At 49.9% G+C, this 25156-nt stretch carries 18 protein-coding genes and 1 pseudogene; 8 read left to right on the top strand and 11 right to left on the bottom strand.

Annotated elements, in window-relative coordinates:
- Nucleotides 1-150 precede the first annotated feature (150 nt).
- The 4 genes from BUF15_RS12545 (at nucleotide 151) to BUF15_RS12530 (ending at nucleotide 6452) form a co-directional block, all read left to right on the top strand.
- Nucleotides 151-1497, top strand: coding sequence for a TolC family protein (locus tag BUF15_RS12545; protein ID WP_073613834.1), 1347 nt, complete (start codon nucleotides 151-153; stop codon nucleotides 1495-1497).
- 105 nt (nucleotides 1498-1602) lie between these two features.
- Nucleotides 1603-2628: an efflux RND transporter periplasmic adaptor subunit gene (locus BUF15_RS12540; protein ID WP_073613833.1), complete on the top strand. Its 1026-nt coding sequence runs from the start codon at nucleotides 1603-1605 to the stop codon at nucleotides 2626-2628.
- 47 nt (nucleotides 2629-2675) lie between these two features.
- Entirely contained in the window at nucleotides 2676-5882 is a 3207-nt protein-coding gene (locus BUF15_RS12535) for an efflux RND transporter permease subunit (RefSeq protein WP_073613832.1), read from the top strand.
- Nucleotides 5883-5909: 27 nt separating this feature from the next.
- Entirely contained in the window at nucleotides 5910-6452 is a 543-nt protein-coding gene (locus BUF15_RS12530; RefSeq protein WP_073613831.1) for a DUF309 domain-containing protein, read from the top strand.
- 207 nt (nucleotides 6453-6659) lie between these two features.
- Here BUF15_RS12530 and BUF15_RS28340 read toward each other — a convergent pair.
- The 4 genes and pseudogenes from BUF15_RS28340 to BUF15_RS12510 form a co-directional block, all read right to left on the bottom strand.
- A pseudogene (locus tag BUF15_RS28340) lies at nucleotides 6660-6896 on the bottom strand (hypothetical protein); the annotation flags it as partial.
- A gap of 36 nt (nucleotides 6897-6932) precedes the next feature.
- Nucleotides 6933-7136: a hypothetical protein gene (locus tag BUF15_RS26800; protein ID WP_143170710.1), complete on the bottom strand. Its 204-nt coding sequence runs from the start codon at nucleotides 7134-7136 to the stop codon at nucleotides 6933-6935.
- Between the two features lie 203 nt (nucleotides 7137-7339).
- Complete coding sequence (locus tag BUF15_RS12515; protein WP_073613828.1) at nucleotides 7340-9148, bottom strand: hypothetical protein; 1809 nt, start codon at nucleotides 9146-9148, stop codon at nucleotides 7340-7342.
- Between the two features lie 193 nt (nucleotides 9149-9341).
- The gene (locus BUF15_RS12510) at nucleotides 9342-12680 is read right to left on the bottom strand and encodes a transglycosylase domain-containing protein (protein WP_073613827.1); all 3339 of its coding nucleotides are present in this window, start codon (nucleotides 12678-12680) and stop codon (nucleotides 9342-9344) included.
- 352 nt (nucleotides 12681-13032) lie between these two features.
- Here BUF15_RS12510 and BUF15_RS12505 point away from each other — a divergent pair, with 352 nt between their 5' ends.
- From BUF15_RS12505 to BUF15_RS12490, 4 genes are all read left to right on the top strand, one after another.
- Nucleotides 13033-14844, top strand: coding sequence for a LysM peptidoglycan-binding domain-containing protein (locus BUF15_RS12505; RefSeq protein ID WP_073613826.1), 1812 nt, complete (start codon nucleotides 13033-13035; stop codon nucleotides 14842-14844).
- Between the two features lie 167 nt (nucleotides 14845-15011).
- The gene (locus tag BUF15_RS12500; protein ID WP_073613825.1) at nucleotides 15012-16208 is read left to right on the top strand and encodes a TraB/GumN family protein; all 1197 of its coding nucleotides are present in this window, start codon (nucleotides 15012-15014) and stop codon (nucleotides 16206-16208) included.
- A gap of 53 nt (nucleotides 16209-16261) precedes the next feature.
- Complete coding sequence (yhbY, locus tag BUF15_RS12495; protein WP_200802378.1) at nucleotides 16262-16597, top strand: ribosome assembly RNA-binding protein YhbY; 336 nt, start codon at nucleotides 16262-16264, stop codon at nucleotides 16595-16597.
- Nucleotides 16598-16846: 249 nt separating this feature from the next.
- The gene (locus tag BUF15_RS12490) at nucleotides 16847-18754 is read left to right on the top strand and encodes a GGDEF domain-containing protein (RefSeq protein WP_073613824.1); all 1908 of its coding nucleotides are present in this window, start codon (nucleotides 16847-16849) and stop codon (nucleotides 18752-18754) included.
- A 43-nt stretch (nucleotides 18755-18797) separates the two neighbouring features.
- On the opposite strand, the gene BUF15_RS12485 is transcribed toward BUF15_RS12490, so the two are convergent.
- The 7 genes from BUF15_RS12485 to rbfA all read right to left on the bottom strand — a co-directional run bounded on the left by BUF15_RS12485 (nucleotide 18798) and on the right by rbfA (nucleotide 25147).
- Nucleotides 18798-19571 (bottom strand): MBL fold metallo-hydrolase, encoded by a 774-nt coding sequence (locus tag BUF15_RS12485; RefSeq protein ID WP_073613823.1) that lies wholly within the window; start codon nucleotides 19569-19571, stop codon nucleotides 18798-18800.
- Between the two features lies 1 nt (nucleotide 19572).
- Nucleotides 19573-20055, bottom strand: a complete 483-nt coding sequence (gene dut / locus BUF15_RS12480) for a dUTP diphosphatase (protein WP_084553959.1) — start codon at nucleotides 20053-20055, stop codon at nucleotides 19573-19575.
- Between the two features lie 102 nt (nucleotides 20056-20157).
- A complete protein-coding gene (gene pnp / locus BUF15_RS12475; protein ID WP_084553949.1) occupies nucleotides 20158-22236 on the bottom strand; it encodes a polyribonucleotide nucleotidyltransferase in 2079 nt (692 codons plus the stop codon).
- A 203-nt stretch (nucleotides 22237-22439) separates the two neighbouring features.
- On the bottom strand, nucleotides 22440-22709 hold the full coding sequence (gene rpsO, locus BUF15_RS12470) for a 30S ribosomal protein S15 (RefSeq protein ID WP_073613821.1): 270 nt from the start codon (nucleotides 22707-22709) through the stop codon (nucleotides 22440-22442).
- Between the two features lie 270 nt (nucleotides 22710-22979).
- Nucleotides 22980-23753 carry a tRNA pseudouridine(55) synthase TruB gene (gene truB, locus BUF15_RS12460; RefSeq protein WP_234981171.1) on the bottom strand — a complete coding sequence of 258 codons (774 nt, stop codon included), beginning with the start codon at nucleotides 23751-23753 and terminating at the stop codon, nucleotides 22980-22982.
- Nucleotides 23746-24759, bottom strand: coding sequence for a DHH family phosphoesterase (locus BUF15_RS12455; RefSeq protein ID WP_234981170.1), 1014 nt, complete (start codon nucleotides 24757-24759; stop codon nucleotides 23746-23748). Before BUF15_RS12455 ends, truB begins: the two co-directional genes overlap by 8 nt.
- A complete protein-coding gene (gene rbfA, locus BUF15_RS12450) occupies nucleotides 24728-25147 on the bottom strand; it encodes a 30S ribosome-binding factor RbfA (RefSeq protein WP_073613817.1) in 420 nt (139 codons plus the stop codon). The genes BUF15_RS12455 and rbfA overlap by 32 nt, the downstream gene beginning before the upstream one ends.
- Nucleotides 25148-25156 lie beyond the last annotated feature (9 nt).

Genomic DNA, 25156 nt, shown 5'->3' with positions numbered 1-25156 from the left:
GATGCATTTTTTCACTCTCTTTTTTTTATGTATATTTAAATACATATGTTGTACATGGATGAGAGATAGAGATTTTTCTTTGACAGAATTTAAAATACCACTTACTCTATTTAATCAAATAATTAAATTTAATATCTTATGTAAATAACTATGCTTTCATTATTTCATCAATCTGCTCGAGCCCTCACCATGCTCGCCTTTTTACTGCCAGCAACACCTTACATAGCCTTCTCTGAGACGCAACCGTTATCTCTTGAGATACCGGGAGAGTGGAGTCTTGCTCAGGCAGTCGAATATGCACTGACGAACAATCCGGAAATCCATATTGCCTTGGAACGGATCGCCTCCTCACAGGCGATGGCCACTGCCGCACTTTCTGCCACCCTACCGACTGTAACGCTCGGCAGCGAATACTCCCAAACCGATAACCCAATGTATTCGTTTGGCAATATCCTCAACCAAGGTGCCTTCGACAACTCCATCGATTTCAATGACCCTGGCCGAACAGACAGTCTCGCACTGCAGGCCATGCTCCAATATCGCCTCTATGACGGCGGCAAGACCAGGGCTGAAATTGAGCAAGCCGACGCAACAAAACGGGCAGCAGAAAGTCGACTCGGCGCCGTTCATCATCAACTAGCCTATGAGGTGGTGCGCAGCTACTACAACATTCGCCAGGCAGAAGAGATGGTAGATGTGCGAAATGCCGCAGTCGCCTCCATCGAGGCTTCGCTTGCAGTCGGCAGGGCCCGTTACGAGGAAGGTGACCTGTTAAAGGAAGATATACTCAACCTTGAACTGCAACAGGCACGGGAGCGGGAAAACAGCATACGCAGCCGCCACGATTTTGATCTGGCCTGCAAGATATTCTGGAACCTTCTCGGTCTCCATTCGCAAGGCAAAGGCACATTGCCGGAAATCGTGGAGCAGCAGGAAGTCCCGGAGCAGTTCACCCATGCCGCCCGAAAAGAACTGGAGGTCATACGCGACCAGATTTCCGCAGCCGAGGCTGCACTCTCAGGAGCTCGGAGCACTGAGAAACCCGTTATCGACAGTTATGCCCGTTATCAGTATGAATACGGCACTGTGCTTGGTGAATCCGGAGATTCCTGGCAGGCCGGCGTACGGCTCAACTATAGCCTCTACAACGGCAACCGGACCGAAGCCGAAATCTCCGCGGCCCAAGCCCGCCTCGCTGAAATGCAGGCGATGCAGGCCAAAATCGATCTGGCCCTCGACCTTGAAATGCAGCAAGCCGAGATCAATTACATGCAGACATTGGAGCGGCTTCAACTCACCGCTAAAATGGTTGAGGTGGCTGAAGAGAGCGCAAAGCTGAGTCGAACCAGGTTTCAGGAGGGTGTTATCCTGGCCTCTGACCTGATCGATACGGAAATGCGCCTTACCGATGCCCGGGCACGACGGGCAAGTGCCAAGGCCGAGAACAGGATAGCTATCGCCAATCTGCGGCGCGCCACCGGAGCCGGACAGTTTTAGTACCTGAGACATTCGTTTTGTGTTGTTTATGAATGAATTCCATAGGGGTACGTATCCCCTTCGTGATGTTTTATGAGAAAAACTTGTCTAACTGGAGACGTAAAGATGAAATCATTGTGGCGAGCCTGTGGAGTTGCCCTACTATTTTCCCTGTTGTTCGGCTGCCGGACAGAAGACCCTGAAGCCAGGTCGAAAGTCGAGCTGCCTATCCAAAAGGTGACGGTGGCAGAGGTGCAATTATCACCCGTGACGAATCAAATTGAGGTGCTTGGCACGGTGGCCTCAAAGAATCGGGCAGAGATCTCAACAAAAGTCAGCGGCACCATCTCCACCATGCCGGTAGTTCTTGGTTCCGAAGTGCGGAAAGGAGATGTGTTGCTTGAAATCAGTGCCGGTGAAATCGACGCCCGCCTTCGCCGGGCGCAGGCGGAGTTTCAACAAGCCCGCCGCAACCTGGACCGGGAAAAGAAGCTGCTCGCCAAAAATGCTGCTACCCCGGAAACTGTCAAATCCCTTGAAGAATCGTTAACCATTACCGAGGCCGCCTACGAAGAAGCCCAGACCATGCAGGGTTACACTCACATCACCGCGCCATTTGACGGCAGAGTAACTCGTAAGATGGCCAATCGTGGCGACTTGGCCACTCCAGGTAAACCGTTGCTCGACATCGAAGATGAAACACAATTGCAGGTTCTTACCGAAATTCCCGAGGCAATGATCATCCATATGAAACAAGGGGATCAGTTGTCCGTAAGGCTCCCTTCCGCCAACCTCACAGTCATAGGTACTGTCACGGAGGTGGCACCTACCGCCAATCCCTCCACTCGTAGCGGACCTGTAAAACTGGATATTCAAGCCCATTCCGATCTTCGTCCCGGCCAATTTGCACGAGTTGTTCTCACTCGGAAAAACACTGACACTCTGACTGTTTCCAACAAGGCTTTGGTTATGCACGGGCAGATGGAACAGATGTTTGTTGTCGACGAGAATATCGCCCGTTTGCGTCTGGTCCGCACCGGCAGTCGCTATGGCGACACTCTCGAGGTGCTCTCAGGCCTCGCTCAGGGAGAACGGGTTGTGGTCGAAGGCCAGAACCTGCTGAAAGACGGCCAGCCAGTCACCTTCCAGTAGCCAGAGTGTCCTTTAACCAACGATTTTCAACTACCTCCTGAAGAACAATGACAGAACAAAATGCTCCAGGTTTTGCCGGCCATCTGGCCCAGGCTTTTATCAACTCGAGGCTGACACCACTTGCCATTCTCGCTTCCATCCTGCTTGGCCTTCTTGCCATCGTTTTGCTGCCAAGGGAAGAAGAGCCACAGATAAAAGTACCCATGATTGACGTGATGGTGAGCATGCCGGGAGCCACTCCGAAAGAGGTGGAACAGCGGTTGACCATTCCAATGGAGAAACTACTCTACGAGCTGCCTGGGGTTGAATACATCTATTCGACATCGATGCCGGGCCACAGCCTTCTGGTGGTCCGTTTCTATGTTGGTGAAGATCTTGAGACCTCGATCGTCCGGCTCAACCAGAAGCTTGCAACCAACTTCGATCGTATCCCCCATTCGGTCTCAAAGCCACTGATCAAACCACACACCATCGACGATGTGCCAATCCTCGCCCTTACCTTTCACAGTCGAAACTACGACCACCTGACGTTACGACGATTAGCCGCCCAGGTAGACGACTCAATCAAGAGTATCACCAATGTCGCCGAAACCACTCTTATCGGTGGTGCCAGACGCCAGGTACGCGTCCTTTTCGATCCGTTGTTGCTCGCCTCACGAAATCTCAACGTCACCGATCTGGCGCCGCATATCAGCCAGGTGAATCTGCAGTCTTTTTCCGGCAATCTGCAGTCAATGAACCAGGAAATCCTGCTGCAGACGGGCACGTTTCTCGGCAGCGCACAGGAGCTTGGACGAGTGGTAGTAGGTGTATATGGTGGGCTCCCAGTCTATCTTGAGGATGTGGCCACAATCATTGACGGGCCAGAGGAACCCAACAATTACGTTCTTTTCGGTGCACCTGGATTGCCAGCACCCGAGCCTGCCGTTACCCTGTCAATCGCCAAACGACCAGGTGCTAATGCAGTGTCAGTGGTGGAAGAGGTGCTGGCGAAAATAGAAACACTGCGCCCCACCCTTATCCCTGAAGATATTACTGTAACCGTCACCCGTGATTACGGCGAAACCGCAGCGGATAAATCCAATGAGTTACTGCTGCACATGGGTATCGCGGTTTTTGGTGTCGCAATACTGATTCTATTTTTTCTCGGCTGGCGGGAATCGATGGTGGTTATGCTAGCCATTCCGTCAACTCTGGCGCTCACACTTCTCATTTTTTATCTTTATGGTTACACCCTCAACCGGATAACTCTATTTGCCCTCATCTTCTCCATCGGTATTCTGGTTGATGATGCCATTGTGGTCGTTGAAAATATCGTCCGCCATCTTCATCTGCCTGCGAACAAAGAAAAATCAAGGGTAAGTGTTGCCATCGAGGCGGTGAGTGAAGTTGGTAATCCCACGATTCTCGCAACCTGGGCTGTCATCGCCGCCATCCTGCCAATGGCCTTTGTGGGCGGACTGATGGGGCCCTACATGCGACCGATTCCGGTGGGTTCTTCCGCGGCAATGGTATTTTCTCTTCTTATCGCCTTTACCGTCACCCCCTGGGCCGCAGCACGCCTCTTGCGAAAAAACGACCATGGAACAAGCAGCCATGAAGAGAGCATGCCTGACGACTGGTTCACCAGGATTTACCATCTGGTCATGGACCCGTTGCTCTCACACCCCGCCTGGAGGATGCTATTCTTTTTTACCATAACCGCTCTTCTCATCGGCGCTGCATCCATGGTCTACCTCGGCATGGTCAAGGTCAAGATGCTACCTTTCGACAATAAGAGCGAATTCCAGATCATACTCAACATGCCGGAAGGATCAACCCTGGAACACACCTCCCGGGTCGCTTTGGAGATGGCGGAGATAGTACAGGAAGATCCCGCCGTGGTAAATTACCAGATCTATGCTGGCACGGCTTCACCCTACAACTTCAATGGTTTGGTCCGCCATTATTTCCTGCGAAAAGGCCCAACCATGGCCGATATCCAGGTGAATCTGCTGCCGAAAAATGCTCGTAACCTGCAAAGCCATGACATCGCCCGTCGTATCAGGCCGGAAGTCGCCGTCATCGCAGAAAAATATGGCGCCACTGTAGCCGTTGCTGAAGTCCCCCCCGGTCCGCCAGTATTGCAGACCCTGGTGGCAGAGATTTACGGACCAAGTGATGAGGCGCGGGTTCAACTGGCAAATGCGGTGAAAGATATTTTCCACTCCAGCGAAGGGGTGGTCGATGTCGACTGGTTCAGAGAGGACGACAGAACCAAAACCGTGCTGACAGTGGATAAAGAAAAAGCTGCAATCAACGGTATCTCCGAAGAACAGATCACCCGCACCATCGAGATCGGCATGGGCGGCCTCGCCTTTGATCTTTTCCACCAGCCAACCGACAAGGAAGAGATCAACATAGTCCTGCAGCTCCCTCTCATTTATCGCGCCAGGATTGACAATATCCTCAACATCTCTCTGCGCCCAGAAAATAACAGGTCGGGATATATGATTCCCCTTCGTGAGCTGGTCAACGTCAGTGAAATTAGGGTCGAGCAACCGATATATCGCAAGAACCTTAAACCAGTCATTTATGTGACCGGTGATGTAGCCGGTTCGGTCGAAAGCCCGGTCTATGCTATCTTTGAAATGAATAATCGCCTCAAGGAACTTAACGCTGCCGATTATGGCGGATCAGAAGGGAAGGTCGAGCTTTACAACCTCAGCCAGCCCTTTGATGAGTCACAGCCCGCAATGAAATGGGACGGCGAATGGCACATCACCCTTGAGGTGTTCCGTGATCTGGGACTTGCCTTCTGCGTAGTGATGATTCTGATCTACATGCTGATGGTAGGCTGGTTCAAGAGCTACCTTACCCCTTTTGTTGTCATGGCTGCCATCCCCTTCTCGCTGATTGGTATTCTACCGGCGCACTGGGGCTTTGGCGCCTTTTTTACCGCTACCTCAATGATCGGTTTCATGGCCGGTGCCGGTATTGTTGTGCGAAACTCCATCATCCTCGTCGATTTCATCGAGCAGCGGGTACGAGAAGGCCAGCAACTCGACAAGGCAGTTGTTGATGCCGGTGCCATCCGCTTCCGTCCCATGCTGCTGACAGCACTGGCGGTGGTGGTCGGGGCCTCGGTTATTCTGGCCGACCCGATATTTCAAGGGCTTGCCATTTCGCTTATGTTCGGCGAGATCGCCTCGCTTTTGATCAGTCGTATGGCGGTGCCAGTCATGTATTTTATGTTGAAAAACAAGACGCTGTAACCCCAGCACCTTAAGGAAGATATCACGATGAAAAACCAGCTTCGCTTCAACCCCTTCACTGACCGGTTGAGCCGCGACATCAGAAATGAACTTTCCAGCGCGCTTGCGCTCTCGCTGAAAGAAGGAAGTGAAAAGCCTGTAATGACTGTTGCCCAACAGTTCCTGGCCACTGAACCGGCTGAAATCTATGTGGCATACATCAACGAACGTCTTCATCGGTACCGAAAGGCTATAGAATCCATTTCCGGCAAAATAGACGATCCCTTTCTCCGCAGCTTTATGCTCTGGGATCTCGAGCTTTTTTTCGAGATGCATGAAGTACTTGAACATGACTGGTATCACGCAACCGGTGAAACAAAACTCTTATTGCAGGCCCTGATCCGGGCTGCCGGGGTTTACATCAAGCTTGAATGCGATCTTCAGCCCCAGGCCAGCAAGATCGCAGCCAAAGCCCTGCCTGTGCTTGAAGCGCAGCACGACACTCTGGCCGCTTACTTTCCACCTGAACGGCTGATTGGAGCCCTGAAGTCCAAATCCCTCACTCCGCCTAAACTGCTCACAGGCTACTGAATAGAAAGCAGAACCGGTCAGATTGTCACGCTCATGCTGAGTTGCTATAACCATTGCACGTTCCATTTCCTGAGCAGATATAATATCTCTTCGCACCAGTTCCTCATAGCGCAGAGGTATTTTCTTACCTGATTTGTAATGGTTGAAAAGCGCTATTCCGAGGGTCTCGGCGAGTTCACCAATTCGTTCTTCATCCCTGCTGTCGAAATCCGCACCACTCACCTTATTAATAAGCTGAATGACCCCCATCAGGTTCTTCTGATGAACAACCGGGGTGGACAGCACCTGCCGGGTCCGGTGTCCACCCTTCTCATCCCAACGTCGGTCAAAGGTCAGTCCCGGATGGATCTGACACAGCTCTTCTTTATCGTAGACATTATTGATATTGAGCGTTTTCCTGGTATCTGCTACAAAACCGACGATACTCTCCCTATTAATGCTCATCCTGATCTTTGAAAGCGCATCCCCTGGCAGCAGTACCTAGGATACGAGCTGATTCTTTTTTGCATCGACCAGGAAGATGGTTGCCATTTCGACATCATAGACTTTTAAAATCTTATTTCGTAAACCCACCATTATTGAGTTTGGACTCGAAGCTGCATGGATCTCGTTCATCAGCTTTTTGAAGAGCGCCTCAAATGTATGTTGCTTATCCGTCTGGCTTCGCGTTGTTTTTCCATCCATATCTTCTCCATCATACTGGAAGTTGTTGCCACCTGTCAGAACAGCAGTCATGGCGCTGATAGCAACCAAAGAGATATCAATCTCAGAAAGTATGTTTTCAGTATAGACGAAAGTGGTTCCGGAATGGAAATGGACTATAAAAAGAAAGCCCCCGAGGAAAGACTTCCTCGGGGGTCTTAAATGAACAATCTGTATTGAACGTCTTACTGACTTGGTGGCTGCACCAGGATCGGCAGCTGCGACGCTGAAGGCTGTGTTGGTTGGCGGCCCTGAGCAGTATCAAATACATCAATTTCTTCCTTTGCAGGAGCTTCAAGACCCATATCCACCCTTGAAAGCAACGTCGGATCTATGGCGTTCATCTCCTGCTCCACCCGCTGAATATTGCCGCGCACCTTCTCAGCAATATCAACATCGGGATATTTGATCAGGATATCTTTTAAAATTTTACGAGACTCGATCAAAAGCTTTTTCTGGCCTTCGACATCAGTGGTCTTGGTGTATCGGATAAAGAGATCTGCCGCCTTCCGGCGCTCTTCCCGTGCTGCCAGTTGTGAAACCTCGACTATCTTTTCCTGTGCTTTTGTTCCATATTCGGTGCCCAGCATTTCTGTAAAAACGGCGATCGCCTCATCAAAGCGCTCCCCTTTTACCAGCAGCATACCGCTGTTCCATTTCTGCTGCAGTTCCTGGACGTTGGCAAGTTTTGAAGTTTCTTTTTCCACCGCTTCGGCCAGAACGAAGTCTTCTTTTTTCACCTTGAGGGCGTTACGTTTTTCCTCATCCATCAGGTCAACCGGTGCGTTCTCCACCAGTTGGATGGCTTCCTGGAATTTCTTTTCTGCTACCAGTTCATCCACCTTGCCCATAAAACCGTTCATCCAGGCATCGGCTTTTTCCTGGGCCCGTTTTTTGATCAGGTCAACATTAGAGGAAACCGCGGAGTAGGGATAATTGGTCAAAAACTCTTCAGCCTGCCAAACAACCTTATACCCGTCTTTTTCCGGAATAAAGCCAAGGTAGTTCCGCAACAATCCTGAATATTCCGTCAGTTCAGGGCTTCCGGCCACACTGCGTTCAAGGATGGATAGTTGCAGCTTTGACCACTCATCAATGGCGGTAAGGTTAGTAAAGTCCTGCGAAATTTTCTTATACTGCTCTTCTGCCGCCGGATAATTGCCGCTGGCGGTATAGAGATCGGCAAGTGTTTTCCTGAGCGAAATGAGATCGGTGGATTGCTCCTCGGACGCGGACATCTGATTAACAATCTGCCCGTACACCTTGGCCGCCTGATCCTCCTGGTGCAGGTACATCAAGGCGTTGGCGTACCTCAACCGTGTGTTGAGATCAACGCGATCCACTTGCTCGGCCGGCACCTGCAGCCAGGTCTGGACGATCTCCTCGTACTGCTTGTTGGCTGAATACCGTTCAATCACCGTCTCAAGCTGGGAAAGATCTGTCGCCTTGCCGCGTTGCCCGAACACCGGTCCGTCTTCGTCGGTAGTAGCCAGCATTTTACCGCAGGGACTTTCAATAAATTCGATATCGCTCTTCTGCAGCGCCATCATCTCCGCACCACTGAGTGTTCCGCTCCCCTGAAGCAACGATGCCTGAACGGTGGTATAGCTATCCGTTATCCGCCGGAGATCTTTGAAACAGTTAACCATCTGCTCTGTCTCTTCCGGACTCAGGTTAGCCGTAAGCGATTGTTGGTCGAGCTCTTTATAGCGATCGAGCTTCTTCCCGTAATCGTAGAGCCGACTGTTGATATAGGTAAGTGGCGGGGTAACATTATCAGCCGCTATCTGTGCAAGCGAGAGATCTTTGCCATCTGTAGCATCGAGATAACGTGTTCCCTGCCCTTCAACACCAGTTTGCGTACTTTTATCCGTCTGGCCTGGTTTCAGACCTCCGGTAGCGTCATTGGGCAAGACCCTTTTGGGTCCCTCAGCACAGCCATTTAACATCAGGAGGCACCAGGCGACAGCAGTTATATAGAGAACTTTTTTCATATGTCTTTTATTGAAATGATGCTCCCTGGGGATGTCTGCTATCCTGCAAGAAAGCATGGGAAAGAGATAATGGAGCGAAAGATGTTAGTTTTATCAGAGCGAAAATTCAACACGCTGGCGGGCATATTACCACAAGCAGAGCCTGCGGCCAAGTCAAAGTGGAAAATCAGCTCCTCTCCTATTTCTATTAATATTACGGTCCTTCAGCTGCACGCCAGAATGGCTGATAGCTTCGATCTGGAGTAAAGCCGCCGCCAGCCGTGAGGGTACCAAAGGTCAAAATGGATGGCTGATACCGGTTGCCCAAACTTGCCTCCCTGGCCGGGCTAGTGACGATTCCCCCCTGCTCCTGATCGGCAATGAGATTAAGCTGGCCCTTATCATCACGGTTGAGTTGTAAGCCGTTGAAAGAAATCTCTGCCGGGTCAAGTTTTCCGACAAAATCATCTTCACGGATCAAGGTATTGACGATCTCAATCCAGGTCGGTAAGGCACCAGCTGCACCGCTGATTTTGATGGTTGACTTTCGCATGGACACGTTGTCATCATAGCCGACATAGACACCGACCGCGTAGCCGTTACGTAGTACAAGGCCGCTGCCATCCTCAGCCGGCGCAGGCAGGTAGCCCAAAAAGGCAGCATTCGTATAGTCATTGGCGGTTCCGGTCTTACCAAGAACCGGCACCGAAATGTTCAACTTATCGAGTGGTCCGCCTTCCTCCGAGGACAGTTTGACCCCTTTGTCAGCTTGCCGGCCAGTACCGAATTTCACGACATTTTCAAGGATATGGCCGACCGCAATTCGGGCTTTGGGGCCCAGAACTGTTTTTGCCTGCTGCTCAGGCTGATAGAGGATCTGCCCGTCGGCAGACTCAATACGATCTATAAAAAGCAGGCTGTCGCGATCCTTATTCTCAGGATCATTACCATAGGTAGTCACGATGCCGGTTACCAGCCCTTCATACATCCTGGTGGTTTCGAGCAGGCTGACGACGTTCGAACCAAGCGGAAACGAGAGTACCGGCTGCATGCCACTGGCAATTCCCATCTCCCGTGCCAGGGCAATGAGATACTTCAATCCTGCAAAAATACGGAAGTCTGAGACATCGGCGAGGACATCAAAGCTGTAGGGTAGTTCTCGCTCCAAGCGTTGATATTCCTGTTCTATCTGCTCACTTAGCAGGTCAAAGCCGGCAACAGAGACCACGCCATACAGTTGTACGCTCCCCCAGAACCGCTCACGCTCAAAGCTGGAAAGGGTATACAGATGCTCCTCAAGCTGACTCCGGTAGACGACCTCCAGATTGGGGTTGGTCACTCTGCCAGGCTGGAAGACATAACGGCCCGTCTCGTAGTCGTAAAACAGCTCACCCGAGACGTTCTGCCCACCATCCTGCTGGTCGGTAAAAAAGCTTGAGCCGTCAATCCATTCGGCAAAACTCTTCAACCGTTGTCGCATGGCTTTGAGAGCAAGATAATTCATGTACAGCAAGCTCTTGCGTGTCTGCAGTTCGTTTCGCTCGTTGGCGCTAGATCCAGATAGGCTAGCAACCTCCTGATCGAGCATTTTCCGGTAGCGATCGACGTTAAGACCATAATTGATCGATCGGAGAAACCGGTAGTCGTCCATCAGGTCTTCAAACATAAAATCTGTTTCGCTTGTCCGCACAGCCGCGCGAAATGCCGCTTCTTTCAGCGTATCATTGGTAATGAGAATACCGTACTCATCACGAATCCTGGCCCTGTAAGCCCGGTATGCTTCCGTTTCACCATTGACGACCCGTGGGGTGAGATCAAGATGTTCGGCCAAATCACGAAACTGCACAGAATTCAGTTGATCACAAAGATGCGCAACCAGCCACACCGAAGCCACATTCTCAGATTTTGTTCCAGCCCAACTCATGGAGACATCGTTGAACGGACTTTTATGATCCGGTCGTGGGAAATAGGGCTGGCGGTGGTAGACAAACATATCGCGACTGTTTTTCAAGAGGTCACTGCTGTTCCACCCGAGCTGTAATGCCGCTGCATAAACAAATGGTTTAAATGATGACCCCATGGTACGCCTGGCCTGAATGGCGCGGTTGAAGAACCTGTTTTCTACGCCACCAGCCATTGCCTTGACCGTTCCATCCTGAACCACGATGGCTCCACCCTCGATTTCAGGGTATTTCTCAAGCTCGAGCAGGGCGCTCCCCTCTTCCACCACTTCCTTGACACTCACCCAGATGCGGTCGCCGGACACGATCTGCTCAGCCAGACTTTGCAACTCCTTGGCTCCGGCCTTAGCCCATTTATTCTTCCGCCATTTTGCGCGAGCCTCAGCCAACCGCATGAGACTGTCACCTTCGATCACACCCGAACCGATTTTACTACCAAAATCGACGTTTATACGAGTTTCCTTGCCCTTGCCGGTTACTTCCTGCACCGTGCCGAACAAAAAGGCCCGGGGTTCAAGCTTCTCATCGCCAGGAAAAGTAATGGCAGCATACTCGCTTTGCACCTCATCATGCTCATAACCTTTCAGCTCGGTATCAAGCCGGGAAAGATCATGGCGCAAAGCGTAGACAGCTTGATCCTGCACGATTTTATCCACGGTGGTAATTATCCGTACCCCTGAAGTGGAGATGTTGTCGATACCGTTCTTTTCCAGTTCAGCTAAAACCTCATCTGAAGAAACCGCATCTTTTACGACCTCCATAACATAGTCAAGCTGATATCCAACCTGGCCCTGCTTGAACTCGATATCTGCAGCAACCGCCTCTTCATACACATCACGGTCAATCATGCCGAGTTCCAGCATCTTGTCCAGGACGTAGTTGAGCCGCTCTTTAGCCCGCACTTTCGCCAATTGCACAGCTTCTTCGTTTTTTTGAAAAAAGGGATTGTAGTAATTCGGACGCTTGACAGAGCCGGCAATGAAGGCGCATTCGACCAGATTTAAATCACTGGCCTCTTTATCGAAATAATGTCGAGCCGCAACCCCGAGGCCATGGCCATTGCCGCTGACATAAAACTGATTGGCATAGAACTCGAAAATTTCCTCCTTGCTGTAGTGATACTCAAGTCGCAGAGCGAACAGCAGTTCTTTCAGTTTTTCTTTAAACGATCTTTCAGACCGTTTAAACAGGTTCTTGGCGGTCTGCTGAGTCAGAGTACTTCCGCCCTGCACAATTCTGCCTGCCTCAATATTCTTCACCATGGCCCTGCCGATTCCCAGGATGTCAAAACCAAAATGGCTAAAGAACTGGTTGTCCTCGGCAGCGACCAGCGCGTTGACAAATTCGACCGGAATATCGGCGTATTTGACATACTGCCGATGAGCCTCGTCGAAAAAGACCCCCAGCTTGGTGGTGTTGTCATTGTAAAAAACAGGGCTTTCCTGGCCGAGTATCGCTTGGATATTATGAGCCTCTATCTCCGGACCTGGATGCAGCACGATGAGGTAGTACAAGGCATACGCACCGAATCCGGCAGCTGTAACAGCAGCAAAACATAGAAATATCAGAAAAAATAAGAACTTTTTGATCATAATTTTGTATCTGCAGCATGAGGCAGATATGGACATCAATGGGGCGAGGGAAGACCGGGATAGTGAGAGCCAGTCGTATTATTGTTGCATTTCTCGGCAACTTAGGTTTTAAATATGCAGCAATGTGCCGCTATTTCGGCAAAAAACAGCACTGAATGTACTAGGTTATCTCGGGTAACTCAATACCCTTTTCCAGGTCAAAACAGGATATTTTCGTCAAGATCCACCCTGAAAACCGGCAATTCAGTTATTTACATGTTCACCTGCCGCGTGCGTCCTGAGAATACTGGTGTCTTTCCACCCCAGAGCAATTCTCCACCCGGCTTCACCATAGCGTTATTTCATCCAACTTATGCTCAAAACCTATATACAACGATTCTCCCTGCTGACCATACTCGGAACCAGTCTCTTCCTTTTCGGCTGTGCCAACAACTCACAGCATGGCTTTCTGCATGATCTGCAGGGAGTTTCCGTAGATGGCGAACTGCAGGACTCCGATGACCCAGCACTACAATTGGTTCAAACTGAGGCGGACCTCACCCTCGACCAGGAACTGGAGGCTCTGAGCCGCACCGGTGACTGGGGCGACAGGGGGACTGTCTTTATAAATGGCGATCCTTCCAAGCCGAGTCCCTACGACTTTCCGGTTATTCTCAATAAACAGGTCGCCGCATACCTTGATCTTTTCCAGAATAAACAACACAAAACTTTCCAGAAATGGCTGAACCGTTCCGGTCGTTACCAGTCTATCATGGAAGCACAATTGGACAAATCAGGACTTCCAAATGATCTCATCTATCTCTCTATGATCGAGAGTGGGTACAGCCAGCGAGCATTATCCCATGCCAACGCCGTTGGCCTCTGGCAGTTCATTAGCTCCACTGGCAAGATGTACAATCTCACCATTGACAAATATCTCGATGAGCGCCGCGATGCCGAAAAATCAACTGTCGCTGCCGCCAATTTTTTAGGTGATCTTTATCGTGATTTTGGCGATTGGCATCTGGCTGTTGCAGCATACAATTGTGGTCCAGGAAAAATTAAAAGCGGCATGGATAAATATCAGGTCGACAATTTCTGGGATCTGGCCAAGACCGACTTCCTGCCCCTTGAAACCAAACGCTATGTCCCAAAGCTTATCGCCGCCATCATTATTGCAAGACAGCCTGAAAAGTTTGGTTTTGACAAGGTTGCACTGGAAAAACCTCTCGAATTTGACACCATTTCGGTGGGGCCTGGGTTAAGCCTCGATGCAGTTTCCATCATTGCCGGAACCGATACTGATACCATCAAAGAACTGAATGCAGAACTCCGCACAGGAAAAACTCCCGCCAACCAGAGCAGCTATGCGGTGAAGATCCCACCAGGCACCAAAGAAATCGCCTCACACAACTTAAAGAGGTTGCATACCTATGCCAGTACAGATTTCAAAACCCATGTTATCAGAAAAGGGGAAACGCTGGCTCTAATTTGCAAAAAATATGACATCAACACCACCACCCTCCTGAAGGTGAATAATCTCCGATCGTCACGTCTTAAACCGGGGACAAATCTGCGTATCCCATTCACCACTGTTAAGTACCAGCTGCTCCCTGAAGGCAGCCAGGCCATGCTGGCCAGCTACAAGGAAAACCTCATTCTCCATCGTATCAAGAAAGGAGAAACGGTTTCAGCAATCTCACGAAAATATCATGTCCCTGCGGAACTGATCATGGCCTGGAACGGCTTGAAAAATGCCAAGCATATCAGAGCCGGACAACAGCTTGCCCTCTATGTCGAAGGGGCTGGCAAAACAGCTAACAAAGACATAGCACTTCAGAAAAAAGGTGGAACCACCCAGATTCTGGCATCCACTACCAAATTGATAAAAAGTGGCAGCAGCACAGCTAGAACGGCATCGCCCTCACATCTGCTAAGCGACAGGGATGCAACATTAGCTCTCGCAGCCAAAATTTCCCCAAAGTTCACACCAAAAAAGAATTCCAATGGTTTAAAAATTGAGTCCCCTGCTGATCCTTACGACATGTATCAGGTCAGAAGCGGCGACTCTCTTTGGACTATTTCTCGCAAATTCAATGTCTCCACCAAACAGATCAAAGAGTGGAACAACCTTTCTTCCGACCATCTCAAACCTGGCAGCCAGTTGAAAATGAAGAAAGTGTAAAGCCGCCTTACACACTGATCAAGCACAGCAAAGCTTGCATTTTTCCCGACAGGATGTATCTTCTTGGATAACTGCTGGAGAGTGTAATTCTCCGGCAGTTATCGTAAATATCCAGATTTCCAGAGCGGGTCATCCGCACCATCCTTTCTCACAGTTATTTCAGTCCCATGACAACACCATCTTTTCCGGCCGGCGACCATGGTCCGGATGTGCATTATATTGAGCTTGTTGAGAAGCAGATCCTCCTTATCGGCACGGCTCATATCTCCCAGGAATCAGTAGATCTGGTACAGCAGGTTATCACTGAAGAACAACCGGACCGGGTCTGTCTCGAACTTGATGCCAACCGCTATCAAGCCCTGTTACAGAAAGAGAACTGGCAAGCTCTCGATCTCAGGCAGATTATCCGCAACAAGCAGCTCTCGACCCTGCTTGTGAGCCTCTTGATGAGTTCATTTCAGAAAAAACTTGGCGGCCAGCTGGGCGTCAAGCCCGGTGCCGAACTGATGGCTGGTGCAGAGGCCGCGAATAGTCACAACATCCCGATTTCACTCTGCGACCGTGACGTACGGATTACTCTGCGACGCGCCTGGAAATCGACCTCGTTTTTTCGAAAAGGGTATCTTCTCAGCTCGCTTCTGGCGAGCGTCTTTGATTCCGAAGAAATCAGCTCCGAAAAACTTGAGGATATGAAAAAGAAAGATGTCCTTGCAGGTCTGATGGAAGAAATGGGGCAGTCTTTCCCAGAATTGAAACGCGTACTGATAGACGAGCGTGATGTCTACCTGGCTGAAAAAATTAAGGAAGCTCCAGGGCAAAGGGTCGTTGCAATAGTAGGTGCCGGTCATGTGGAAGGAATTACAAAAGCCTTTGGTATCGACCAACGTGACCGGTTAACGGAGATCAGTACGATCCCCCCAGTGTCGAAAAGCTGGAAAGTCGTCGGCTGGTCAATTCCCTTTATGATCCTTGCGTCTCTTGCCATTATCGGCATCACCAAGGGAGCCGATGTCGCAGGGGCGAACCTGCTCTTCTGGATCCTTGCCAACGGTATTCCCGCCGCCATCGGTGCCTTGCTGGCTCTTGCTCATCCTTTCACCACCATCGGCGCATTTACGGCTGCACCCATCACCAGCCTCACACCTGTTATTGGTGCAGGTTATGTGACAGCGTTTATCCAAGTCATGAAGGCCCCTCCGGTTGTTCGTGAATTTGAATCGGTTGGTGTAGATATCTCTTCATTTACCGGCTGGTGGAAAAACAAACTGCTGCGCGTATTTCTCGTTTTTTTCTTCACCGGGTTCGGCTCTGCCATCGGTACCTGGGTCGGCGGATACGAGATCTTCAAAAATCTTTTCAATTAAAACCAGCTGCTTACAGACAGACCAACACCACATTTTTGTATTACAAGGATATTATGACAGAAGAACAACAGGACAATATGCTGGTGCTTACCAGTCGACAGAAGAAATTTTTGAAAGGGCTGGCCCACGACCTTTCGGCTCTTATTCAGGTTGGCAAGGAAGGCTTGAGTGAAAAACTGATAGAAGCAACCGATCAGGAATTGCTGCGCCGAGAGCTAATCAAGGTCAAACTTGGTAAAAACAGCGGTGTAGAAAAAGATGCAGCTGGCATCGCGCTCTCTGAAGCAACCGGTAGCAGCCTTGTTCAGATCATCGGTAAAACCCTGATACTCTATCGCGCCAACCCGAAGCGAAAAAAAGAAGAACGTATTCGTCTCCCCAAAGAGTAAATCCGCTCCCAGGCGCATTCGCCTTTATACGAATGCGCCTCTTCCTCCCAGCTGTTCGCCTTTTAGCACGCCAATCTCTTTTCATACACGCCCCCACCCACATAACACTTCTGTTATGTAATTATAAACACATTCTAACAGTTGCAGTCTATGTTCATGACTGTCTTACCCCCGATGAAGAACCTCATATTACAGGTTCTTTCGTAAATCTTTCAGGTTAGAACCATAACGTTGGACTTTTTTACCATCATGAACAGAAGATTAACTGACAGTTCAGCAAATAATCGGGAAAACAACCTTCGCCTTATCTCTACACATAGCACACCAGAAGCACATCCCCCCTACCCCTCATGCCAGCTGGACCACGACCTCAGGGCAAGCCATGACGCGCTGCAGACTATCATTACCGAGAACCGACTGACTTCTTTTTTTCAACCAATCGTTTCTCTCGAACAAGGATCGATCTATGCCTACGAAGCGCTGTGCAGGACTGTTGGCCCAAATCCTTTTGACACCATAGAGAATCTTTTTCAGCAGGCGATTATCACCGGCCAGACCCTGCCACTGGATATGTGTTGCCGCAATAACAGTTTCACCTGTGCTGCCAAAGAAAACATTCCTGCATCAAACGCCCTGCTCTTTGTCAATATCTGTCCAACCAGTTTACTCCATCCAGACCACAACACCGGCCTGACCGAAAAAATGGCAAATCAGGCCGGAATCGCTCAGGAGAGTATTGTCCTGGAGATCACCGAGCAAGAGGCTGTCGTCAATTACAATCTTTTTATAAAAGCAATTGATCACTACCGAAAACGGGGCTTTCGGATTGCTATCGACGACTTCGGGGCTGGCTATGGCGGGTTGAAGATGCTCAGTATGCTCGAACCCGATTATGTGAAGATTGACCGGCACTTTTTCCAGCATCATGGCAAAGGCAATATCAACTATAATCTGATCGACGCGATCGCCACCGCCTGCCATCGCATCGGCATAGATGTCATCGCCGAAGGGATTGAATGCGAAAACGATTTGCAGATATGCCGGGAAATCGGTATCCAACTGCTACAAGGCTATCACTTTGCCAGACCATCACGTGAGGCCGTGTCGGTCGAGCAACTCGACATTCCGATTCTGCCGTCCATCAAGACTTCCGGCACCAAACTTTTTGATGAGGTCATCTGCGTCGGCGACATCAGCACATTTGTCGAACCGATCGATATCAACGACCGTGTCCTCGAGGTATTAAAGCGTCTTACGGCTTCGCCCCAATTAGACTGCATCCCAGTTCTCAATAAGGATCGTCTCTTCGGGCTGATCAACCGTCGCCGCTTTATGGAAAGTCATATGGTTGGACGTCACGGTTATGGCATGAGTCTTAATTACTATAAAAATGTGGGGGATGTGCTTGAAAAGAGTTTTCTGCAGGTTCCACATTATTCATCAGTTGAGGAAGTGGCAAGAAAGGTGCATCTGCGCCAACAGCTATCGGTATATGACGATATCTGCGTCACCCGCAGTGGCAAATATATCGGAACAGTATCTGTCAGAGCCATTCTGAACGCGGTTACGGAGAATTCCATGATGATGGCTCGAGGTGCTAACCCTCTCACAGGGCTTCCGGGTAATGAATTCATCCAGCGCCAGATTGCCCAGATGTTGTCGCGCTCAGTTCATTTTGATGTCTGCTATATTGATATCGACAGTTTCAAACCCTACAATGACCGGCATGGCTTTGAAATGGGCGACAGGGTTATCAAGAAGGTCGGGGATATTCTGGTCAATGCAGTAAAGAAATGGGACCAGTCGAACATCGGTTTTGCCGGCCATATCGGCGGGGATGATTTTATCATTATCACCCGGCCCAAACACTCTCTTGCCATTTGTAAATATGTTTTAGAGCAATTCAATCAGTTACGAAAAGCATTTCATACCAAAGAAGAATTGGATAACGACATGTATATGAGCATGGATCGGGAAGGAAACAGCCGGCAGTTCGGGCTGCTTTCACTTTCCATTGGCGTGGTCTCGACGGAAATCCATCGCATCTGTTCCATCGCCGAGATTTCCTCCATTGCCTCTGACCTGAAAAAACGCGCAAAATCCATCTGCGGCTCGGTGATTGTACGCGATCGGCGGGAGCAAAACGTTGTCGTCTAAAAGACTGCCATCCCGAGAAGATTCAAAAGTGATATACACTCAGTCAAGCTATCAGTGAAAGAAGCCGGGTTGGTATCTGCTGCTCAGCCACAATCAACTCGCCGCAAGATTCGGACCCAACAGCCTCTATAGCGGCCCGTAATGCAAGCTCAGGGGTATTGTTAGTCTCACTGAGATGGGCAAGAACCGTGGTTTTCAGGTTCCTATGGAGCAGTCTTTTCAAAAACTGCCCGGCATCCTCGTTAGCAAGATGCCCCTGGCTGGATCGGACCCGCTGCTGGAGTACCAGTGGATAGGGTCCATTTTTCAACATATCGAGGTTGTGATTAAACTCGAGAATCAGACCGTGGCAACGGGCCAGACGCAATTCCATTAATTTTGAAACCGCACCGGTATCAGTACAGTAGCCCAGGTATTCGCGACCATTACTAATCACAAAACCAACAGGATCTGCGGTATCATGAGAAATACGAAAAGATCGCACCTCCAGGTCCTGAATCGCCAGCTCATCGCCGGTACCGAACTCGATAAAGCGAAAAGGCTTCCCCATCTTTTTTTCCGCTCCGGCAAAGGTTCCCCCATTCGCATATACCGGTACCTTGCACCGCCTTGAAACCACCCCCACGCCATTTATATGATCGTTATGCTCATGGGTCACACAGATAGCTGTGAGGTTATCCAGAGACCGGCCAATAGTACTCAGCCGCTGTTCCAGCTCCTTCCCGGAAAAACCGTTATCAATAAGGATTGCTGTGCGTCCTTCCTCTATATAGACACTGTTTCCCTTACTGCCGCTGCCGAGAACTGAAAATCGCATATCAACGCACTCCGGTATGACCAAAGCCGCCTGTTCCGCGGGCGGTATCATCAAGTTCTTCGACCAGTTGCCAACTGGCGATGGTCACCGGTGCAAGTACCAGTTGGGCGATCCGATCACCGCGTTTAATGGTAAAAGGTTCTTTGCCGAGATTGATGAGACCAATTTTGATCTCCCCCCGGTAATCGGAATCGATGGTGCCAGGGCTGTTGATAATGGTTACTCCGTGTTTGACAGCAAGACCACTTCTCGGGCGCACCTGGATCTCATACCCTTGGGGAATGGCAACACCAAACCCGGTAGGGACCAGGAGAATTGCTCCAGGCGCTAATACCGTATCATGCTCAACCGCCGCGCAAACATCCATACCAGCGGAACCTGTGGTTTCATAACCAGGTAAGGGCAAATCCCGTTGCTCTTCAGGCAAAAACCAGGAGATACTCACTCTCGCTTTGGAGATATCATTATTGATTCGTGAAGTCATACTATTATGTGGAAAAAGAAGATACAATTGCACAAAGAAAAAGCCGGCCAATGAGATCATCGGGCCGGCTTTCTCGCTCTACTTAGACAACAACGTCGTGCATCAATCGTTCATCAGCGCCTTGCGACTGAGACGGATACGACCGCGATTATCGACATCGAGTACGGTTACCTCGATCTCGTCGCCTTCTTTCACCACGTCGGAGACTTTTGCCACCCGCTTGGTGTCGAGCTCAGAGATATGGACCAGTCCATCGGTACCCGGCAGGATTTCAACAAATGCGCCGAAATCCTTAATGGTCTTGACGACACCCTTATAGGTTGCGCCAATTTCCACCTCGGCGGTAATTTCCTTCACTCTTGCAATAAGAGCATCTCCGAGCGCGCCGTTCATGGTGAACATCTTCACCAGTCCGCTGTCATCAACTTCGATCTTGGCATCGAATTCGGCAGAAAGCTCTTTGATAATCTTGCCGCCGGGGCCGATAATATCACGAATTTTGTCAGGATTGATCTTGTGCACGAAATATTTCGGGGCATGATCAGCGACCTCTTCACGAGATTTAGAAATCCCCTTGGTCATCTCGCCCAGGATATGCATCCTGCCAGCTTTGGCCTGCTCGAGGGCGCGGCCCATGATATCGCGATCGACACCATCAATCTTGATATCCATTTGCAGTGAAGTAACGCCGTCGCGCGTACCGACAACCTTGAAATCCATATCACCTAAGTGATCTTCATCACCAAGGATATCGGAAAGGATGACAACCTTGTCATTTTCCTTGATAAGGCCCATGGCAATGCCTGAAACCGGATTTTTGATCGGTACACCAGCATCCATCAACGCCATGGAACCGCCACAGACAGTGGCCATTGAGGAAGAACCGTTTGATTCAAGTACCTCGGAAACAACCCGAACAGAGTAAGGAAAATCCTCTGCGCTTGGTAAAACAGCGGAGAGACCGCGCATAGCCAAGGTCCCGTGGCCAATATCACGACGGGAAGGTCCACGCAGCATTCTGGCTTCACCAACACAATATGGCGGGAAGTTGTAGTGCAGCATAAATCGCACACTCTCTTCACCAAGCAGAGTCTCGACTCGCTGCTGATCCCGTTCACTACCCAAGGTGGCAGAAACAAGGGCCTGGGTCTCACCACGGGTAAACAGTGCAGAACCATGGGTCATCGGCAGGTAGGCAACCTCACAACTGATGGGGCGGACCTCATCGCATTTTCTACCATCGATACGAACTTCTTTCTCGACGATATTGCCTCGCATCATGGTCTTCTTGAGTGAAGACAAATAGTCGCCAATCTCAGATGCGCGCTCACCGGTCTCGTCAAGTTGAGAGACAACCTGCTCCTTCAGCTCGTCGTAGCGATCATACCGCTCCATCTTATCGAGACAGGAGACAATAGTCTTCATGCCCTCAGTCGCGATGTCCTTCACTTTGGCCATCAACTCGTCATCTACCTTGGGAGCCTCGACAACACGTTTTTCCTTGCCGTTGGTTTTCTGCAGATCCTCCTGCAGATCGATCAGGGGCTGCAGATGCTCAAAGGCATAAAAAATACCGGAAAGAACCTCGTCTTCGGTTAATTCATCGCATTTACCTTCAACCATAACCACCGCATTTCTCGTACAGGCAACCACGATATCCATGGTTGAATCCTGCAGCTCTTTGCGGGTCGGGTTAAGGATATACTGACCATCGACACAGGCAACACGACCACCGGCTACCGGTCCGTTAAACGGGATGTCGGACAGGGTGATTGCACAGGATGCACCGGTGAGGGCAAGAACGTCAGGATCGTTCTGCTGGTCTGCAGAAAGCACAGTAGCGATAACCTGGGTTTCGCACATATAGCCTTCCGGAAACAGGGGGCGCATCGGGCGGTCTATGATCCGGCAGGTCAGGATCTCATGCTCGCTAGGCCTTCCAATCTCACGACGGAAATAGTTTCCTGGAATACGGCCGACTGAGGCCAGCTTTTCTTGATATTCAATGGTAAGGGGAAAGAAACTCTGGTCTGGCCTGGCGGTTTTGGCACCGACTACGGTAACCAGAACAACGGTGCCGCCGCACCGGATGACGATTGAACCTGATGCCTGTTTGGCAATTTTGCCGGTCTCAATAGATATGGTTTTTCCACTGATTTCAGCTTCTACTTTTGTAAACATTTTTTCTCCAATTTTTCGGCATCAGGGCAATGCTCAGTGCCACTTAATCGACTGGATTATCCACCAGCCCCGTATGCTCTTTTTTTCCGGATTTCCAATAACGACAATACCTCAGTCTACTGCCGGTTTGATCCAGCGCAGCCTGAGGTATCATCAAATGGCACTACCGTGTGAGACGAAATACCACCAATTTGGTAATCGCTCTACTTTCTAATACCGAGATCCGCAATAAGGCTTCGGTATTTGTTAACGTCCTTCTTTTTCAGATAATCGAGAAGGCTTCTACGCTGTCCAACAAGTTTCAACAGACCCTGACGGGAATGATGATCCTTGTTATGGGTTTTGAAATGCTCGGTCAGATATTTGATCCGATCGGTAAGAAGGGCAATCTGCACCTCCGAAGAGCCGGTATCTGATGAATGAGTCTTGAATTTCTCGATAATTTCGCTTTTCTTCTCAGTTGTCTGTGCCACAACGACCTCCAGTAGCTCTTTGCGCAATATGTTCAATTAATATCAGTTTTATGGGTTTCAAGTTCACCAGGGAGGTAGATAGGCTTCCCAGTGAGGGTCCCGGTTTACAGCTGCAAATCGGGTTGCGGTCCGGCAGACAGGTGGCGTGTCCCGACCAAGTACTGCAACATACTCTTTTTTTCGCTGCAAAAGTAAACATCATGCGACGTATGCGCATGATGTTTACAAAGTCAGCACTTCTGAATCCTGAAGATTAGCCAACTCTACAGATTATTGCAACAGATTAGCAACATCCTCGACAGATAACATTCCTGCCAGGACATTGTCACGTTCTTCAATCATGGGGAGCAGGTTCCCATCAATCGCCTTCTCGACGGAAAATGGTCCAATTTTCGTTCGTCTTAACCCCGTCAGGTACGCTCCGCAACCAAGAACATCACCTATATCTGCGGCCAGTGTTCGAATATAGGTTCCCTTGGAGCAAACCACCCGTAATCGCAGTTCAGGAAAATCCCCCTCAACATCACCATTACCATCTATACGCACGAGTTCCCGAATGGTGATAGCACGCGGGGCCTTCTCGATTTCAATTCCCTGACGAGCATAGTGGTAGAGAGGTTTGCCCTTATGTTTCAATGCAGAATACATAGGGGGCTTCTGCATCTGCTCACCGCGAAATCCTGCTAAACATTTCTCTATTTCAGCCGCAGAACGAAAACCAACAACTGTCTCTCCAACAAGCTCACCTTCAGGATCAAGAGTAGTTGTTTTCTTGCCAAGGCAGAGCGTTGCCAGGTATTCCTTTTCACCATCCATGAATAAGGAGATCATTTTCGTTGCAGCTCTGCCGGCACAGACAATTAACAGGCCTGAGGCAAAAGGATCAAGGGTTCCCGCATGGCCAACTTTTTTAATACCGAGAAGCTTGCGCAGCTGCCGTACAATCCCAAAGGAGGTCGGGCCTACTGGCTTGTCTATAAGAAACACTCCGGCGGAAAAATCTGCCTTCGGGTCGGCACTCACCATAGCAGACTCTTCATGCATTGTTTTGCAATCGACTCCGAAGCTCGGCAAGGACCATCTCATGAACTTCATGAATTGAGCGCCCCTCTACCCGGAATCCAGCGGCATTACGATGGCCGCCTCCCTGGAGAGCATTAGCGACCTCGGCAACATCAAGTTCACCTTTTGCACGAAGACTCACTGCAATACGACCGTTATCGGCCTCCTTGATGAAGGTAGCGACCTTCACTGTCCCAAGCGAGCGCGGATAGTCGACAAATCCTTCAATATCGTGCGCAGAAGCTCCACTCTTTTCGATCATCTCACGGGTCACATGAACAAATGCAAGTTGACCCTCGTCGTAAACCTTCAGTGTACTGAGAACCATCTGCAGAAGCTTGAGGCGGCCAAGACTCAGGTTATCATACAAACATTGCGCGGTCTGTTCAGGACGTACGCCATGTTCGATGAGCTCGGCAACAATCTGGTGAGTACGAGGACTGGTGGACTCATACCGAAACGAGCCGGTATCGGTGCAAATGGCAACATAAAGATTGATGGCCGCCTCAGGGGATATCTCCGCCCCCAAAGCAATAGCCAGCTCGTAAATCATCTCGCCGGTGGAAGAAATAGTCGGGGCAACCCAACGATATTCGCCAAAATCCTTATGAGACTTATGATGATCGATAACCAGAAATGGCGAAATCTTGAGCAACTCATCCATATGTCGCCCTAGTCGCCTGTCATCGCCTGAATCCAGTGCAATACCGATAAGTCTATCGCCAGCTTTGTCAGCGAAATCGATTACGGTCTGAATGTCAGTAACGATTTTTTCCTTGAGTGGCAGAAAACTATAGAGATGGGAGATCGATTCCTCCATAAAGACCAGTACCGTCTTCCCCATGCCTTCAAGAATGTCGGCAAAACCCAGAGTCGAACCAAGTGCATCACCATCGGGATGCACATGGGTCGACAAAATAACATACTGGGCCGATCGGATGGTACTGATGACATCCTCAGGAATCTTCACCATGCTCTTTTCGCTCATTTTCAATGTCCCGGAAAAGGGATTCTACCTGAGCCACCTTGTCGGCAGTGTCATCGTATCTGAACTGCAGATCGGGTGTGTATCTCATGTTTAGCGTCCGCGCGATGTGAGTGCGCATGAACCCTCTCGCCTTAATTAGCGATTTTTCGGCGGCTCCAGCATGCTTTTTGCCGCTGAGAAGGGTAAAGAATATGCGTGCAATTTTCAGATCGTCCGTAACCTCCACTCGTGAGATATGTACCTCAGCAAGTTTCGGGTCACGGACCTTGTTCAGTAAAAGTACAGCAAGCTCCTTCCGCATGGCGTCCGCCACGCGTGCTGAGCGCTTCATTTCCTGCCGGCCTAAGCCGACAGAATCCAGTGTCTGTTTCGGATCCCAAATACTCACGTTGCCCGA

It is taken from the genome of Desulfopila aestuarii DSM 18488, assembly GCF_900143695.1.
Lineage (GTDB): Bacteria > Desulfobacterota > Desulfobulbia > Desulfobulbales > Desulfocapsaceae > Desulfopila > Desulfopila aestuarii.
This window is presented reverse-complemented; position numbering and strand designations above follow the sequence as displayed.